Origin of the sequence: Gordonia sp. (in: high G+C Gram-positive bacteria) (assembly GCF_047600385.1) — a bacterium.
Taxonomy (GTDB): Bacteria; Actinomycetota; Actinomycetes; order Mycobacteriales; family Mycobacteriaceae; genus Gordonia.
The window spans coordinates 2,464,682-2,480,428 of record NZ_JASGKZ010000001.1 but is presented as its reverse complement, the minus strand read 5'-3'; the positions used below and the strand labels follow the sequence as shown (position 1 = coordinate 2,480,428).

At 71.0% G+C, this 15,747-nt stretch carries 18 protein-coding genes and 1 tRNA gene; 8 read left to right on the top strand and 11 right to left on the bottom strand.

All coding sequences use genetic code 11. The features are described 5' to 3' along the window. Positions 1-4 precede the first annotated feature (4 nt). Together QM809_RS11150 and cobC are read right to left on the bottom strand one after the other, a co-directional pair. A complete protein-coding gene (locus QM809_RS11150) occupies positions 5-1,117 on the bottom strand; it encodes a Nif3-like dinuclear metal center hexameric protein (RefSeq protein ID WP_415045858.1) in 1,113 nt (370 codons plus the stop codon). Next, positions 1,114-2,214, bottom strand: a complete 1,101-nt coding sequence (cobC, locus tag QM809_RS11145) for an Rv2231c family pyridoxal phosphate-dependent protein CobC (protein WP_415045856.1) — start codon at positions 2,212-2,214, stop codon at positions 1,114-1,116. Before cobC ends, QM809_RS11150 begins: the two co-directional genes overlap by 4 nt. Positions 2,215-2,245: 31 nt before the next feature. Here cobC and QM809_RS11140 point away from each other — a divergent pair, with 31 nt between their 5' ends. From QM809_RS11140 to QM809_RS11130, 3 genes are read left to right on the top strand one after another with little or no spacing between them, the layout of a single operon-like run. Continuing rightward, positions 2,246-2,938 (top strand): HAD hydrolase-like protein, encoded by a 693-nt coding sequence (locus tag QM809_RS11140; RefSeq protein ID WP_415045855.1) that lies wholly within the window; start codon positions 2,246-2,248, stop codon positions 2,936-2,938. Then, entirely contained in the window at positions 2,931-3,422 is a 492-nt protein-coding gene (locus QM809_RS11135) for a low molecular weight protein-tyrosine-phosphatase (RefSeq protein ID WP_415045853.1), read from the top strand. The genes QM809_RS11140 and QM809_RS11135 overlap by 8 nt, the downstream gene beginning before the upstream one ends. A 52-nt stretch (positions 3,423-3,474) precedes the next feature. Next, complete coding sequence (locus QM809_RS11130) at positions 3,475-4,422, top strand: SURF1 family protein (protein WP_415045852.1); 948 nt, start codon at positions 3,475-3,477, stop codon at positions 4,420-4,422. 13 nt (positions 4,423-4,435) lie between these two features. On the opposite strand, the gene QM809_RS11125 is transcribed toward QM809_RS11130, so the two are convergent. Next, positions 4,436-5,344, bottom strand: coding sequence for a cobalamin biosynthesis protein (locus QM809_RS11125; RefSeq protein WP_415045851.1), 909 nt, complete (start codon positions 5,342-5,344; stop codon positions 4,436-4,438). Positions 5,345-5,380: 36 nt separating this feature from the next. Here QM809_RS11125 and QM809_RS11120 point away from each other — a divergent pair, with 36 nt between their 5' ends. Then, complete coding sequence (locus QM809_RS11120; RefSeq protein ID WP_415045850.1) at positions 5,381-6,187, top strand: spermidine synthase; 807 nt, start codon at positions 5,381-5,383, stop codon at positions 6,185-6,187. A gap of 33 nt (positions 6,188-6,220) precedes the next feature. On the opposite strand, the gene QM809_RS11115 is transcribed toward QM809_RS11120, so the two are convergent. From QM809_RS11115 to QM809_RS11090, 6 genes are all read right to left on the bottom strand, one after another. Next, the gene (locus tag QM809_RS11115) at positions 6,221-7,201 is read right to left on the bottom strand and encodes a glycine betaine ABC transporter substrate-binding protein (RefSeq protein ID WP_415045849.1); all 981 of its coding nucleotides are present in this window, start codon (positions 7,199-7,201) and stop codon (positions 6,221-6,223) included. Next, on the bottom strand, positions 7,198-7,917 hold the full coding sequence (locus tag QM809_RS11110) for an ABC transporter permease (protein ID WP_415047062.1): 720 nt from the start codon (positions 7,915-7,917) through the stop codon (positions 7,198-7,200). Before QM809_RS11110 ends, QM809_RS11115 begins: the two co-directional genes overlap by 4 nt. 95 nt (positions 7,918-8,012) lie before the next feature. Continuing rightward, positions 8,013-9,233, bottom strand: coding sequence for an ATP-binding cassette domain-containing protein (locus QM809_RS11105; RefSeq protein ID WP_415045848.1), 1,221 nt, complete (start codon positions 9,231-9,233; stop codon positions 8,013-8,015). Further along, positions 9,230-9,838: an ABC transporter permease gene (locus QM809_RS11100; RefSeq protein WP_415047061.1), complete on the bottom strand. Its 609-nt coding sequence runs from the start codon at positions 9,836-9,838 to the stop codon at positions 9,230-9,232. The genes QM809_RS11105 and QM809_RS11100 overlap by 4 nt, the downstream gene beginning before the upstream one ends. Positions 9,839-9,870: 32 nt before the next feature. After that, a complete protein-coding gene (locus QM809_RS11095) occupies positions 9,871-10,767 on the bottom strand; it encodes a TauD/TfdA dioxygenase family protein (protein WP_415045847.1) in 897 nt (298 codons plus the stop codon). A gap of 136 nt (positions 10,768-10,903) precedes the next feature. Further along, on the bottom strand, positions 10,904-11,776 hold the full coding sequence (locus QM809_RS11090) for an esterase/lipase family protein (protein WP_415045846.1): 873 nt from the start codon (positions 11,774-11,776) through the stop codon (positions 10,904-10,906). 397 nt (positions 11,777-12,173) lie between these two features. On the opposite strand from QM809_RS11090, the gene QM809_RS11085 reads away from it, so the two are divergent. Beyond that, positions 12,174-12,245, top strand: a tRNA-Val gene (locus QM809_RS11085). A gap of 105 nt (positions 12,246-12,350) precedes the next feature. Here QM809_RS11085 and QM809_RS11080 read toward each other — a convergent pair. Next, positions 12,351-12,821, bottom strand: a complete 471-nt coding sequence (locus tag QM809_RS11080) for an SRPBCC family protein (protein ID WP_415045845.1) — start codon at positions 12,819-12,821, stop codon at positions 12,351-12,353. A gap of 110 nt (positions 12,822-12,931) precedes the next feature. Beyond that, positions 12,932-13,198, bottom strand: coding sequence for a helix-turn-helix transcriptional regulator (locus tag QM809_RS11075; RefSeq protein ID WP_415045843.1), 267 nt, complete (start codon positions 13,196-13,198; stop codon positions 12,932-12,934). 83 nt (positions 13,199-13,281) lie between these two features. Here QM809_RS11075 and map point away from each other — a divergent pair, with 83 nt between their 5' ends. The 3 genes from map (at position 13,282) to QM809_RS11060 (ending at position 15,351) form a co-directional block, all read left to right on the top strand. Then, positions 13,282-14,052 (top strand): type I methionyl aminopeptidase, encoded by a 771-nt coding sequence (gene map, locus QM809_RS11070; RefSeq protein ID WP_415045842.1) that lies wholly within the window; start codon positions 13,282-13,284, stop codon positions 14,050-14,052. A gap of 210 nt (positions 14,053-14,262) precedes the next feature. Beyond that, a complete protein-coding gene (locus QM809_RS11065) occupies positions 14,263-14,520 on the top strand; it encodes a hypothetical protein (RefSeq protein WP_415045841.1) in 258 nt (85 codons plus the stop codon). A gap of 231 nt (positions 14,521-14,751) precedes the next feature. Next, positions 14,752-15,351 carry an AAA family ATPase gene (locus QM809_RS11060; protein WP_415045840.1) on the top strand — a complete coding sequence of 200 codons (600 nt, stop codon included), beginning with the start codon at positions 14,752-14,754 and terminating at the stop codon, positions 15,349-15,351. Positions 15,352-15,747: the final 396 nt, after the last annotated feature.

Sequence of the window (15,747 nt, the reverse complement as noted above, 5' to 3'; positions counted from 1 at the left end):
CGGGTCAGGCGTGCAGGGTGAACGGGTCGGTGGGCGGCTCGTAGACGCTCGCCGTGCAGCCGAGCCCGATCAGCAGGTCGGCGGCGCTCGCGCACCACGGGAACTCGGTGGCCCAGTGCCCGGCGTCGATCAGGGCCGGAGCGCCGGCCCGCAGCGCCTCGTCCACCACGTGGTGTCGCAGGTCCGCGGTCAGGTAGACGTCGGCGCCGGCGGCCGTCGCCGCCCCGATCAGGGAGTCTCCGGCGCCGCCGCACACCGCGACGGTCTCGACCACGGCATCCGGGTCGCCCGCGGCCCGGATGCCCCACGGCGCACGCGGCAGCACCCGCCCGGCGTGCGCGACGAACTCGCGCAGCGTCGTGGGCTCGGCGAGCGTCCCGACGCGGCCGAGACCGAGGTCGCCGTCGAGGGCGGCCTGCGCGAAGACGTCGAACGCCGGCTCCTCGTACGGGTGCGCGGCCCGCAGGGCGGCGAGCACCGCGGCACGACGGCCCCGCGACGCCACCAGCTCCACCCGCGCCTCGTCGACGCGGGTCAGCTCGCCGATCGCGCCGACCGCGGGGTTCGCGGCCTCCGACGGCAGGAACTGGCCGGTGCCCACCACGCTCCACAGGCAGTCGCGGTAGTCGCCGAGCGCACCGGCGCCGGCGTCGAACATCGCCTCGGTCACCTGCTCGACGTTGCCCTCGGGGACCATCACGACCCACTTGTCCAGCGGCGACGTCGGTTCGGGTTCCAGCGGGCGGGTGTCGCGGACGCCCAGGACGTCGGCGAGCGCATCGGAGACGCCGCCGCGGACCTTGTCGGCGTTGGTGTGCGCGGAGTACAGCGCGCAGCCGCCCCGGATCAGCCGGTGGATCAGCCGCCCCTTGGGCGTGTTCGCGGCCACCGACTCCACGCCGCGCAGCAGCAGCGGATGGTGGGCGACGATCAGCTGCGCGCCGGTCTCCAGCGCCCGGTCCACCACGTCCTCGGTCACGTCGACGCAGACCAGTGCGGCGGTCGCCTCCTCGTCCGGGTCGCCGCACACCAGGCCGACCGCGTCCCACGCTTCGGCCAGCCGCGGCGGGTAGGCGGCGTCGAGGGCGGCGAGCACCTCGCCGAGGGTGAGTGTCATGAGCGGTCTCCTTCCGTCTCGAGAACATCCTGCACGGCTCGGACCAGCGCCGCGGACCGATCCGGCGAGCGCACGGCCAGCCGCAGGTACTCCGGGCCCAGTCCGGTGAAGTTGGCGCAGCTGCGCACCCCGAAGCCCCGCGTGCGCAGCGCCTCCTTGAGCGCCAGCCCGTCGGGCACCCGGATCAGCACGTACGGCGCACGCGGCTCGGCGGTCACCTCCAGCCCGGCCTCCGCCGGGCCCGCCGCCCGAAGCGACTCGACCAGGTGCGTCCGGTCCTCGGCGATCCGGACGGCCAGGTCGGCGGCGTACCGTTCGCCGACCGGTCCCACGCAGGCGGCGAGCGCGGTCAGCGCCAGCGTGCCCAGCGGCCAGTGCCGTCGCCCGGCGCTCAGCCGCGCGATCGTCTCGGGGGCGGCCAGCAGATAACCCGCGCGCAGCCCGGCCAGGCCGAAGGTCTTGGTGATCGAGCGGATCACGATCACCCCGTCGGGCAGCATCCCGGCCAGCGACTCCGGTTCCCGGACGCCGCTGTCCGGATCGAGCGTCAGATCGGCGAAGGCCTCGTCCACCACCACCAGGCGGCCGGGTCGCCGCAGGGCCAGGATCTCCGCGCGCGGATGCAGGACCGACGTCGGGTTGGTCGGGTTGCCGACGATCACCAGGTCCGCGTCGTCGGGCACCCGCGCCTGCGACACCCGCCACGGCGGCGCGAGCGTCACCGAGGTGCACCGTGCGCCGGCGGCGCGCAGCACCCGCTCGGGTTCGGTGAACGACGGCTCGATCAACGCCACGTGTCGCGGGCGGAGCCGGGCGAGCACCTCGAAACCCTCGGCGGCGCCCTCCAGCAGGAGCACCTCGTCGACGGTGCGGCCGTGGGCGGCGGCCACCGCGGTCAGGGCGCGCCGCTCGTCGTCGTCCGTGGGGTAGGCGGCGAGCCCGTCGATCCGACTGCGCAACGCCTCGGCGACGAACGACGGCGGTCCGGGCTGGACGTTCACCGCGAAGTCGATCAGGCCGGGTTCGGCGTCGCAGTCGCCGTGGCGTCCGGGCGCGAAGAACGCATTGCGGGACACCGTGGACCGACCGACTGACATGTCAGTCGACATTACGTGCACGATGGTGCACGTGACCGTTCAGGATGCCGCTGCCGATGCCCCCGTGCCCGACCCCGCCGATCCGGCGACCGTGCTGCTCGTCGATCTCGACGGGACCGTGACCGACAGCTTCCCGGGCATCGCGGCCTCGTTCGTCCACGCGATGACGACGATGGGGCGGCCCGCACCGTCGGACGAGGAGTTGCGGCACGTCGCCGGACCGCCCCTGCTCGACACCCTGCACGCCTACGGATTCACCGGCGCCGACGCCGACCGCGCGACGGCCGCGTACCGCGAACGCTACGAACGTCTCGGCTGGCGGGAGAACGCCGTCTTCGACGGCATGGCCGCGCTGCTGGCCGACCTGGCCGCCGCCGGCCGGACCCTGGCGATCGCCACCAGCAAGTTCGAGACCACCGCCCGGCGGATCCTGGAGCACTTCGGGCTGGCCGACCACTTCGCGGTGATCGCCGGGTCCACCGCCGACGGCACACGCCGATCCAAGGCGCAAGTGATCGCGCGGGCCCTGCACGTACTAGGGTTGGACCCGAAGACGACCCCCGTCGTCATGATCGGAGACCGCTCCCACGACGTCGACGGAGCCGCGTCCTTCGGCATACCCGCGATCGCTGTGGGCTGGGGTTACGCTCTCCCGGGGGAGGTCGACGAAGCCATGTGGACCGTGGAAACGGTCCCGCAACTGCGCGAGGTACTGGGTGTCTGACAAACCCGAGGTAGGCAAGCTGCACATCTGTTTCGTCTGCAGCGGCAACATCTGTCGTTCCCCGATGGCCGAACGGATCCTGACTCGGGTGATCGCCGAGGCGGGGCTGGCCGACCGGGTGCGGGTCAGCAGCGCCGGGATCGGCGGCTGGCACGTGGGCGAGCCCGCCGACAACCGGGCCCGCACCGAACTGCTGGCCAACGGGTACTCCGACGACCACGTGGCCGCCCAGCTCGGCCCCGGCCACCTCTCCGCCGATCTGCTGATCGCGCTCGACTCCGGTCACGCCCGCGACCTGCAGCGCAAGCGCCTCGGCGAGCGGGTGCGGCTGCTGCGCAGCTTCGATCCGGCCGCCACCACCGCCGACGTCCCCGATCCGTACTACGGCGGACCGGCCGACTTCGTCGTCGTGCGGGAGCAGATCGAGGCCGCGGTGCCCGGCCTCCTCGCCTGGGTGCACGCCGCCCTGGCCGACCGGACGTGAGCCGCACCCGGGCCCGGTAGGGGCGCCCCGACCGGCCGGTAAGCTGGTCGGCGTGCAGTTGCTGCGGACCTTCCTCAAGCCCGGGTGGTTACTCACCACGGTGCTGGTGATCATGTTCGCCGCCGCCTGTTTCCTGGTGCTGGCGCCGTGGCAGCTCGGGAAGAACGCCGACACCGAGCACCGCAACACGCTGATCCGCACCGCCGTCGACACCCCCGCGGTGCCGCTCGACGAGCTGGTGCCGCCGGGCGCGGCGCTGAAGGCCGACGACGAGTGGCGCGAGATCACCGTCACCGGCCGGTATCTGGCCGACAAGCAGGTTCTGCTGCGGCTGCGGTCGGTGGAGGAGCGGCCCGCCGTCCAGGCCCTGACCCCGTTCCAGGTGGCCGGTTCGGACCGGGTGATCCTGATCGATCGCGGTTATTTCCGTCCGGAGGTCGACGGCTCGGTGGTCTCCCCCGGCTCCCCCGCGGAGCAGGTGACGGTCTCGGCCCGGCTGCGCCGCTCGGAGGGGACCAGCCCCGGCAAGGAGCCGCGCGTGGAGGAGGGCCGGCTCACCGCCTACACGATCGACACCGCGCAGCTCTCGACCGCATCGGGTGTCGCGCTGGCCCCGTTCTACGTGCAGCTGGTCGATGGTCAGCCCGGCGTCCTCAGCCCGATGGCGCTGCCCCGCCTGGAGACCGGTCCGTATCTCTCCTACGGCCTGCAGTGGCTGGCGTTCGGGATCATGGCGCCGCTCGGCGTCGCCTATTTCGTGTGGTCCGAGGTGAAGCACCGCCGCGCGCTCAAGGCCGCGGCCGACGGCGAACCCGCCCCGACCGGCCCCGCCGAGAGCGGCCGGAACTCCGAACGCCGGCAGATCCTGGACCGGTTGGCCGCCGCGAGCACCGCGAGTCCGCCCGACGACGAACCCGGCGAACCCCCGCGCACCGCGGACGACGAGCGTTCCCTCGACGACGAGGTGGCCGCCCGCCTGGCGCAGCGCTACGGGCGCTGAACCGCCCCGACGGCTATCTGCCGCGCGCCCATCGGGCGGCCACGGCCAGTCCCGCGCTCGCGATCTGCACCCGCCGGGAGAGCCGGACCGCGGCCCGCAGATCCGCCGCGAGCGGCGCCGGTCCGTCGCCCAGGACGGGTCGGTCCTCGGCACCGTGGGCGTACACCGTCCGGCCGCCGAGCGAGATCCCGAGCGCGCCCGCGAACGCCGCCTCCACCACGCCCGCGTTCGGGCTCGGGTGCGCGGCGGCGTCGCGGCGCACCGCGCGCGCGGTGCGGACGGGGTGGCCGCCGAGCAGTCCGGCGAGGACGGCCGTGACGCGGGCCGGCCCCAGGTTGGCGGCGTCGTCGAGGCGGGCCGCGGCCCAGCCGAAGCGCCGGTAGCGGGGCGAACGGTAGCCGATCATGGCGTCGAGGGTGTTCACCGCGCGATAGCCGGCGATCCCCGCGTCGCCCGCGGCGGCGCCCCACAGGAGGGGGGCGACGGTCGCGTCGGAGGTGTTCTCGGCGATCGATTCGACGGCGGCGCGGCAGATCCCGGCCTCGTCGAGCAGACTCGGATCGCGGCCGACGAGACTGGGCAGGATCGCGCGGGCCGCCTCGACGTCACCGGCGTCGAGGGCGTCGGCGATCCGGTCGCCGATCCGGCACAGCGTGGTGCCGCCCACCGAGGAGAACGTGACGGCCGCGGTGCCGGCGGCGCCCGCACGTCCGGCCGCGGCCCCGGCCAGGGCCGCCGCGACGACCCAGAAGACCGCGAAACCCGCGCCGGCCGGCCGGGTGTCGCGGTAGACGCGTTTCTCCGCGGCGGCCACCGCGCCGCCGAACACCGCCACGGGATGTCCTCGCCGCGGATCGCCGAAGGCCAGGTCGGCCACCGTCCCGGCCGCCATCCCGATCGCCTGCCCCGTCTCCCTGCGCACGCGGTGATCCTAACGACCCGGCTACCATCACCTGCGATGGCACAGGCACCCAGACCCGCAGCGGGCAGTTTCCCGATCTCCACCGGCACGGCCGAACTGACCGGCGACGGCGCCGGCGGCTGGCTGCTCACCGTCAACGGTGCGCAGAGCAGCCACGTCGACCCGTTCGATCCGGAGAACCTCGAGTTCGAGTACATGCGTCAGATGGCCGCGGCCGTCGCCGACGCGCACCCGGATCCGGCGACGCCGCTGCGCGTGCTGCACCTGGGGGCCGCGGCGTGCGCGCTCCCCCGGTATCTGGCGCACCGGTACCCCAGGTCGCGGCACGTGGCCGTCGAGATCGACGCCGAACTCGCCCGCCTGGCCCGCGAATGGTTCGACCTCCCGCGCGCCCCGCGACTGCGGATCCGCGTCGGAGACGCCCGCGAGGTGACCGAATCGCTCACCGAGCACACCCGCGACGTCGTGATCCGCGATGCCTTCGCCGAATCGGTGACCCCGCTGCACCTGAAGACGGTGGAGTTCACCCGCGCCGTGCGGCGCGTCCTGGCGCCCGGCGGACTGTACGTGGTCAACGTCGGCGACCGGCGCGCGCTGCTGTCGGCGCGGATGGAGGCGGCCACCGTCGCCGAGGTGTTCGACCACGTCGAGCTGATCTCCGATCCGGCCATGTTCAAGGGGCGGCGGAGCGGCAACATCGTCGTCGTCGCGAGTGACGGTCCGCTCCCCGACTCGCCGGAGCTTCAGCGCACGCTGCGCAGCGACCCGGAGCCGTCGCGGCTGCTGTCCGGCGACCAGGTGACGGCGTTCATCCGGAACGCCCCGCCCCTGCACGATCCGTAGACCCCGCCCTCCGGGGGCTGCTCCGCCGGCGGGTCAGTCCGACGACACCAGCTTCTGCGAGATCAGCCAGTCGTCGGCGACGTCGGCGGGCTCCTCCCCGTCGATGTCGACGCGCCGGTTCAGTTCGCGGATCGTGTCGTCGTCGAGCCCGGCCGACACCTTCTCCATGAGCCCGCGGATCTCGGGGTGCCGGTCGAGGACCTCCTCGCGGACCACCACGCTGCCGCTGTACGGCAGGAAGAACCTCCGGTCGTCGTCCATGATCTGCAGGTTCAGGTTGGGGATCCGGCCGTCGGTGGAGAAGACCATCCCGAAGTTGCAGGGGCGACCGTGTGCGGTGGAGGTGTAGATGACGCCCGAGTCCATCCGCGTGACGTTGCCCTGCGGCACCCCGTCCGGGGTGTCGTACGGGATCCCGTACGCCTTCAGCATCGGCAGGAACCCGTCCGATCGGCTGAAGAACTCGTCGTCGACGCAGAACGTCCGGTCCGCGACCGGCAGCGCGGCCACGTCGGAGAGCGTCTCGGTGCCCAGGCGTGCCGCGGTCTCCGGCGAGGCCGCGAAGGCGTAGGTGTTGTTGATCCGCGACGGCGGCAGCCACACCAGCCGGTTCCGGTCGAGTTCGACGTCGTGCACCGCCTGCCACAGCCGTTGCGGGTCGCTGATCGACTCGGACCTCTCGTGGTAGATCACCCAGCCGGTGCCGGTGTACTCCCACTGCAGGTCCGTCTCGCCGTCGAGCTGGGCCTGCCGGGACGAGGCCGCGCCCGGCGCCCCCGTCATGTCGGTCACGTCGGCGCCGGCCGCGGCGAGGTAGGTCGCGGCGATCTTGCCGAGGATCACCTGTTCGGTGAACGCCTTCGACGTCACGGTGATCCGCGCGCCGTCCAGCGGCCGCTCCCCGTCGGGCAGTCGGGCGCTGTGGAAGGTCCCCGACGAACTGACCAGACCGCAACCGGCCGACCCCAGGGCGACGACGGCGGTGAGCAGCAGTACGGTGAGCGTTCTTCTCATGTGAGTCCCCTCGGGGTGGCCGCCAGCTCCACCAGCCGGCCGAGCCAGTCGACGATCAGGGCCAGCAATGCGACCAGCACGGCGCCGGCGATGAGCAGATTCGGCCGGAACAGGGTGATGCCGGTGGTGATCAGCGTTCCCAGGCTGGTGGCGCCGATGAAGGTGCTCAGCGTCGCCGTGCCGACCAGGATCACCAGCGCGGTGCGCACCCCGTTCAGGATCACCGGCACCGCCAGCGGCAGCTCCACCTGGAACAGCGTGCGGACACCGGAGAGACCGATGCCGCGGGCGGCCTCCACCACGCGCCCGTCCACCTGCCGCAGTCCGACGATCGTGTTCTGCAGGATCGGCAGCACCGCGTAGACCACCAGGCCGATCACCGCGGTGCGGAATCCGGTGCCGAACGCGAAGGTGAACAGCACCAGGAGTCCGACGGCCGGGGCGGCCTGGCCGATGTTGGCGATGCCCACCGCGACCGGGGTCAACCGTCTCAGCGCCGGCCGTGTCAGCAGCACCCCGAGTGGAACGGCGATCATCAGGACGATCGCCGCGGCGGTCACCGTCAGCTCGATGTGGTCGCCGATGGTCGTGCCCAGCACCGACCATTCGAGCTGGGCCAGTTCGTTGGCGGTGAAGTCGGTCAGCGTGTACCAGGCGGCGAAGACCGCGGCGACCGTGACGATCACGAGCGGCTCGAACCAGACGTCCACCGGCAGGCGCCGGAACCACCGGGCCGCCGGGCTCCCGGATCCGTCCGGCGGCGTCCCGGGCGTGTCCGCGGAGTCCGGACCGCCGTTCAGGATCGGGGCGCTCACCGCTCTCCCCCGGGATCCGCTTCGGCCTCGGCGAACTCGACGTAGCCGGGCTCGTCCGGGTTGGCCGCCTCGAGCTGTCCGCGGATCACCTCCATGATCGTGCCGATGCGCACCCAGCCGAGCAGTCGGCCGCCCGGCACCGCGACCAGCGCACCGCCCTGACTGGCGGCCAGCATCTGGTCGAGGGCATCGTTGAGGGTCGACGACGGCGCCACGACGGGCAGCCGCGGATCGGTGAAGCCGGCGACCTCCCCGGTCGAGGCGATCTCGGCCAGTGACGGCCAGGCGAGAGGCGCATCGTCGTCGTCGATCACGACCACCCAGTCGCTGCCCGCCGCCCGGGCCCGGGCGATGACGCTCCCCGAGGGTTCGCCGACGCGCGCGGTCGTGACGGGCTCGAAGTCGACGTCCTCGACCCTGGTCAGCGAGAGCTGCGCCAGCGTGGCGCCGGAGCCGATGAACTCGGCGACGAAGTCGTTGGCGGGGCTCGCCAGGATCTCGGCGGGGCTCGCGTACTGCTCGACGTGCCCGCCCTCGGACAGGATGAGCACCTTGTCGCCGAGTTTGGTGGCCTCCTCGAAGTCGTGGGTGACGATCACGATCGTCTTGCGCAGTTCCTGGTGGATCGCGATCAGGCTGTCCTGCAACCGGACTCGGGTGAGGGGGTCGACGGCGCCGAAGGGCTCGTCCATCAGGAGGATCGGCGGATCGGCCGCGAGGGCCCGGGCGACGCCGACGCGCTGCTGCTGACCGCCGGACATGTCCTTCGGGAGGCGCCCGCCGAACTCGGCCGGATCCAGTCCGACCAGATCGAGCAGATACTCGGTGCGTTCGGCGATGCGGCGCCGGTCCCAGCCGAGCAGGCGCGGGACGGCGCCGACGTTGCGGTCGACCGTCCAGTGCGGGAACAGGCCGCCGGACTGGATCACGTAGCCGATCGACTGCCGCAGCCTGTCCGGGTCCTCGCCCGTCACGTCGCGGCCGTCGATCAGGATCCGGCCGGAGGTCGGCTCGATCAGCCGATTGATCATCTTCAGGGTGGTCGTCTTGCCGCAGCCGGACGGCCCGACGAAGGCGACCACCTCGCCGGCCTCGATCTGCAGATCGAGTGCGGCGACGGCCGGTTCGGTCTGTCCGCGGAAGTGTTTCTGCACGCCGTGCAGCGTGATGGAGGCGCCGGTGATCTCCGGCGCCGTCTCGGTGGGGTCGGCGGTCATGTGAGTCCTCTCGGAACGGTCAGTCGTCCGAGCAGGACGAGGAGTGCATCGAAGACGAGCGCGATGACGACGATCAGCACGGTTCCGGTGACGGCCATCTCCAGCGCGTTGGCGCCGCCCAGCCGGGCGAGGCCGTGGAAGATCAGCGAGCCCAGACCGGGTCCGAGCACGTAGGCGACGATGGCGGCGACACCGACGATCATCTGCGTCGACACGCGGACGCCGGTGAGGATCACCGGCCACGCCATCGGCAGTTCCACGGTCAGCAGCACCCGCCAGCGCGGCAGTCCGATCCCGCGCGCGGCCTCGACCAGGCTCGGCGGCACCGACCGCAGACCGACGATCGCGTTGCCGATCACCGGCATCGCGGCGAAGAAGGCCAGCATGAGGAACGACGGCACCACGCCCAGCCCGAACGGCACGATCAGCAGGGCCAGCAGCGCCAGCGTCGGGATGGTCAGGGCGACCCGGCTGGAGGTCAGGGTCAGCGCCGCCGCGATCGGAGACCGGTACGCCGCCACCGCGATCACGATCGCGACCAGCGTCCCGACCAGCACCGTCTGGAACGCGAGCGACGCGTGCTGGTACGTCAGGAACGCGAGCATCCGCTCGCGCCCCTCCACATAGTTCCCGAGGTTCACGAGTCGCTCGGACCGAAGGGTTCGGTGCCGCGCAGGGTCACCCGATGCATCACCCGCCGCTGCGGCAGGTAGTCGCGGTTGGCGTAGTGCACCGTGTTCCGGTTGTCCCACAGCACCAGGTCGCCGAGACGCCAGCGGTGCCGGACGATGTGTTCCGGCTTGGTCAGGTGCGCGTAGAAGACGTCGAGCAGGCCGCGGCTCTCCGCGTCGGACACGCCCTCGATGTGCGAGGTGAAACCGGGGTTGACGAAGAGCGCCTTGCGGCCCGACTCCGGATGGATGCGCACCACCGGATGTCGGACCGGGGTCAGTTCGGTCACCCGCTCGCCCTCCCAGAGGTTGCCGACGCCGCCGCGGCGCTGGCGGAGGTAGTAGCCGAACTCGCGGTTGCCGTCGTGGTAGGCGTACAGCTCGTCGGCGAGCCGCCGCAACGGCTCCGACAGCGACTGATACGCCAGTTCGCCGTCGGCCCAGTTGGTGTCGCCGCCGCTGGGCGGGAGCACCAGCGGCCGCAGGATCGACCCTGCGGGCGGACGCGGCATGAAGGTGACGTCGGTGTGCCAGACGTCGGCGAAACCGTTGTCGGCGCTGTCGAGCGCGAACACCTCGTCGGGGACGTCGGCGCCGCTGTCCCAAACCGGATGCCCGACGGTGAGCTCGCCGAGCCGCTGCGCCAGACGGATGTGCGTCTCGTCGTCGATGTGCTGGTCGCGCAGGACGAGCACCTTGTATTCGACGAGCGCTTCGCGCAGCAGAGTCACCTGGCCGTCGTCCGCGGCGGCGACGTCGATCCCGCTGATCTCGGCGCCGAAACGCGGCCCGAGCGGTGTCACGTCGAGTTCCCGTCCTGCGGTGATCTGGCCGGTGACGGGGCGGTTGATGATGGCGGTCATGTGCGGGCGTCCTTTCGGATCCGTGGGCGATCCGGATCGCGCGACCCGGCCCCTCTCTTCTTACGGAGGTCCGGGGCGCGCGGACACCCTTGTGATCGCCGTGATCCGAACGACGCCCGATTCGCCGCCCCTGCTGCTACAGCGGGTATCCGGAGGTGCAGCGCACCGTGTCGGTGCCGCCGGACAGGGTGTTCAGCACCACCCCGCCGACCCAGCTGTCGTAGGGCAGCCCGAGGTGGCCGACGCGGTCGTTCGGGCAACGGTCCTGCACCACCACGTTGCGCACGTTCGGGCGTTTCGGCAGGAATCCGTGCCGGTACGGGGTCGCGACCTCGTCGTGGCGGGTCATGATCATCAGGTAGCGGATGTCGGAGTGGAGCGGACCCCAGTCGTTCTCGCCCGGTGCCCGTGCGGGGAGCCGGTCGGCGATGGACCCGACCTTCGAGATGCCCCGGTTCGACGGCCCCAGCCCGATCAGGTTCCGGACCTGTGCCGCGCGGCCGGGCAGCTGGGTGAAGAGCTGTGCGACGGCGCTGCCCTGGGAGAATCCGATCAGGTCGATCTGCTTCGCGCCGCTGGCGGCGAGCACGTCGTCGACGAACGCCGCGACCTGCCGGGCCGAGGTCTCCCGTTTGCCGAGCCCGCCGACCTGGGCGCTCCAGCTCGCCTGCCCGTAGGTGAGGCTGTGGACGCAGTATCCGCGGTTGGCGAGCGTCGGGGCCAGGTACTGCCACGCCGACATCTGGTTCTGCGCGGTGCCGTGCAGCAGGACGACGGGCGGCGCATCGCTTCGGCAGCCCTGCACGTCGGCGCCCGGCGGCGACGCCTCGGCGGGTGCCAGATCGCCGGTCACACTGGCCGCACCGGCATCGGTGACGACCGGATACGGTTTCGCGTCTGCGACTCCGGTGCCGACGAACACGATGCTCCCGGCCAGGACCGCGGCCCCGGCGAGAACGGTGAGACGACGGAGGAGCGGACGGCGGACCCGGGCGCGGAGCGACGACATGCCTGTAGATCTTCGCGCACTCCCCGGTCACATAGGCGGCCCGGTCACATAGGCGGCGGACCTCCGCCACGGATCGTTCCTCGACCTCGTGCCCCTCGTCGGCCCGTCGCCGCCGGTGCCCGGTTCACTCTCGTCGCCGCCGTCGACGCCTGTGCCCGGTTCGGTCTCGCCACTACCGTCGAATACCCGGTTCGACTTCGTCGCCACCGTCGGCTGAGCCCGGCCGCGAACGAAGTGAGCGTCCGGTGTCGAAGTCTCCACCGCACGGGTGCCGACGATCGGGAATCACTCGTCGGGGACCTCGGTCCCCTCCTCACGCGGGCCCCGCCGTAAGAGTTTGGGACTGGCCCGAGTGACCGGTATCTTTCATGGAGTCGACGCGCGAGCGTCGCGATCCGCGCGTATAGCTCAGCGGTAGAGCACTGGTTTTACACACCAGCGGTCGTAGGTTCGATCCCTACTGCGCGCACTGGAACTGCATAAACACAGATTCTGGGTGAAGAACCGCGGTGTAGGTTCCGGTGAAGACTTCCGATCTCGACGCGGTCGGTCGACCGGTGGGAATGAACCCCCGTCACCGGTCGGCGTCATCACCCAGCGAGTTCGCCACCGCTGCCAGTTTCGGCAGCAGAGTCCGGTCCCATGATCGTTCGATGCCGTTGCGCGCGAACTTCTGATAGCGGTCCTCTACGTCGAATCCGCTCATCCGGAGGAACAGCCGCGTGTTCCGGCCATGCGACTCAAGCCGGTAGTCGATCATCCACCGCATAGGTGGATCTCCACGCAGATCGGTCCAGCTGTAGGCCAGGTGCTCAGGCTCGTCGGCGACGACGACTTGGCATGCCATCTCGGCGGCAGGCTTGTCCTGGACCGGGACCTGAACGATGAAAGTCGTCCCGACCTCGGCCTCGAAGCCGACGGTCGGCGCGAGCCACCGGGTGATGACGTCCGGCTCGGTCAGAGCGCGCCACACGACCCCCGGCGGCTGCTCGACGAACACCGCGAGATCGACGATGGACGGATCGGACTCCTCGAACTCGAACACACCTCGACCCTAGACCCACCGACTCGACTTCACCGTCGGCTGCACCGGCACAGCAGTTCCCGCGCCACCCTCGGCGAATCGCGGTCTGGATCCCTATGGAAACCGCCGGGTCACATCGCGAGGGAGTCGTCCACCCGTGCCGCCCAGGCCTCGGCGGCGTCGGCGACCGGCAGCTTCAGCGCTCCGCAGATCGCGACGACCGTTCCGAAGCTCGGGGTGGAGATCCGACCCGCTTCGATCTTCCGCAAGGTCTCGGGCGAGATGCCCGCCTCGGCGGCCACCGACTCGAGGTCACGACCGGCGCGGGCCTGCCGGAGGAAGACTCCCAGACGGCAGCCGGCGGCGATCTGTTCAGGGGTCAGGGGGACGCGAACCATGACCCCGATGGTACCGGTATTTCTTTACCGGGCAATCGTGTTACCTTCTTGGTATTAAAATACCAAGAAGGGGATTCCTGCCGATGATCGAACTGAAGACACCCTCCGAGATCGACAAGATGGCGGTGACGGGCCGCTTCGTCGCGTCCGTACTGCAGGATCTCTCCGGACGAGCCGAGCCCGGCGTGAATCTCCTGGACCTGGAGCAGCGGGCACGCACGATGATCAGCGAGCGCGGCGCCGTGTCCTGTTACTGGGATTACGCGCCGTCGTTCGGTCGCGGCCCCTTCCGGAACGTCGTCTGCCTGTCGGTGAACGCCGCCGTCCTCCACGGCAAGCCGCACGACTACACCCTCCGCAACGGAGACGTGCTGACCTGTGATTTCGCCGTCACGATCGACGGGTGGGCCGCCGATACGTCGGTCACCGTCCAGGTCGGCGATCAGACGACGGAGGCCGCCGCGTTGATCGACTCCACCGTGCGAGCTCGCGCGGCGGGTATCGCCGCCGCGGTTCCCGGCAACCGGCTCGGCGACCTCTCATCGGCGATCGGCGCCGTCGCACAAGCAGGCGGGTACCGGGTGAACACCGAATACGGCGGCCACGGGATCGGCCGCACCATGCACGAGGACCCGCATCTGCCGAATCGCGGCCGACCGGGCAGGGGCGTGAAGTTGCGTCCGGGCCTGGTGCTCGCGATCGAACCGTGGTGGGGTCTCGGCACGGACCGACTCGTGAAGGACGCGGACGGTTGGACCCTCCGGATGGCCGACGGCCTCCCCGCCGCGCACTCGGAGCACACCGTGGCGGTCACCGACGACGGACCGCGAGTCCTCACCTCCCTCGACAGCTGAACCGTTCTCGACAGCTGAACCGTTTTCGACGACCGAGGCGAGGACGCATCACCGTCTCCGTCGGTCGAGGTCCGATCCGCGGCCGGTCGTCCTGCTCCCCGAGCGAGTTCACGATTTGGACGAGGTACGGCAGGACTGTGCGATCCCAGTTCCTCGAACGCCGCTCCATCGCAGACCGTCGGCCGCGCCGACTGCCCTAGACTCGTCGACGTGCCGGACGTCGTATGGATCCTCCTGACCGTCTCGCCCATCGTGCTGATCGCGGGCGGGTTCGGCTGGGCCGCGTCCCGGGCTCGGCGCCGCGGTCTCGGCGGTTCTCTCGTCGGACCGTTCCAGGACATGTGGGATCCGGCGGCCGGTCGCGCCCAGGTCGCCATCGAAGCCCAGGCGGAGATCGGCGCACCGGCACCGTCTCCCGGAGATCCGCCGACACCGCGAACCGTACGCACGCCTCGATCCGACGGCTGAACCCTCCGAGGAACGAAGCGGCGACGACCCCTTCGAGGCTCCGCGTCGACGACGCAGGCGACTACCGCGGCCGTTCCCTGCCCGTCCACCGACCGAATCGGTCGATCCAGCGCTGCCGGATCCGCTCTCTGTGCTCGGCACCGCGTTCCCGGCGGTGGGATCGAGTAGCACCCGAACCGGGCCGAGGCGTCGTGCAGCCGCGGTCGACGATCCACCGCGTAGGCTCGCGCCATGCTGGTGTGGATCAACGGACCGTTCGGGGCAGGCAAGACGCAGACCGCGTTCGAGATCCACCGGCGTCTTCCCGGTAGCGAGGTGTGCGATCCCGAACTCCCCGGATTCGGCCTGAACCGGATGCTGCCGCCGGATCTGCGTGGTGATTTCCAGGATTTCCCGGCCTGGCGGCAGGGCGTCTACGAAGTCCTCGACCGCGTTCTCCGCGCCCGCGACGGGATCGTCGTCGCACCGATGACGATCACCGATCCGACATACCTCGACGAGACCGTCGGACGACTCCGGAACGACGGCCACGACATCCGCCACGTCACCCTGCTGGCCGAACCGGACACCGTGCGTGCCCGACTCGAGAGCCGAACACTCCCGTTCCAGCCACCGGACGACTTCGCGATCGAGCGGATCGAACCCTGTCTGGAATCCCTGCACGGCCCGGCGTTCGCCGAGCACGTCATCACCGACGGGCTCACCGTGCCGCAGGTCGCCGAGCGCATCGCCGACCTGACCGGAATCCGGCTCGCCCCCGACAGCGCCGGCCCGCTGCGACGCCGCGTCCGGCAGACCCTGGTCTCCCTCCGGCACATCCGGTTCGACTGACCGAGTACAAGCACCTCTCCTCACCCTCTCGACGTATCACCTCCCTCTACGAACGTCTCGTCCGTCTCGACGGCTCGTGGAACACCCGCCCGCAGGCCGCCGTCCGAGCCCGAACGCATTCGAACAGTCGCTCCCCCTATCTCGCGCCCCTTGGACGCTCACTCACGGATCATTCCCCCGAGCAACACTCGCGCCGACGATGACCGCTCCCACCCCGGATTCCTCTGACCTGCGAGGTAAGAGAGGAATTCCCTTCATATCGAACACTTGATCGATTCGCTTCATGAGAGTAGCGTAGATCACACCGGAACCGACCACAAGGGTCCGATCGATCGAACACAGGCACGACGATCCGTTCGCCAGAACACTCGTCGAACCGGGCACAGGAGGTGCACC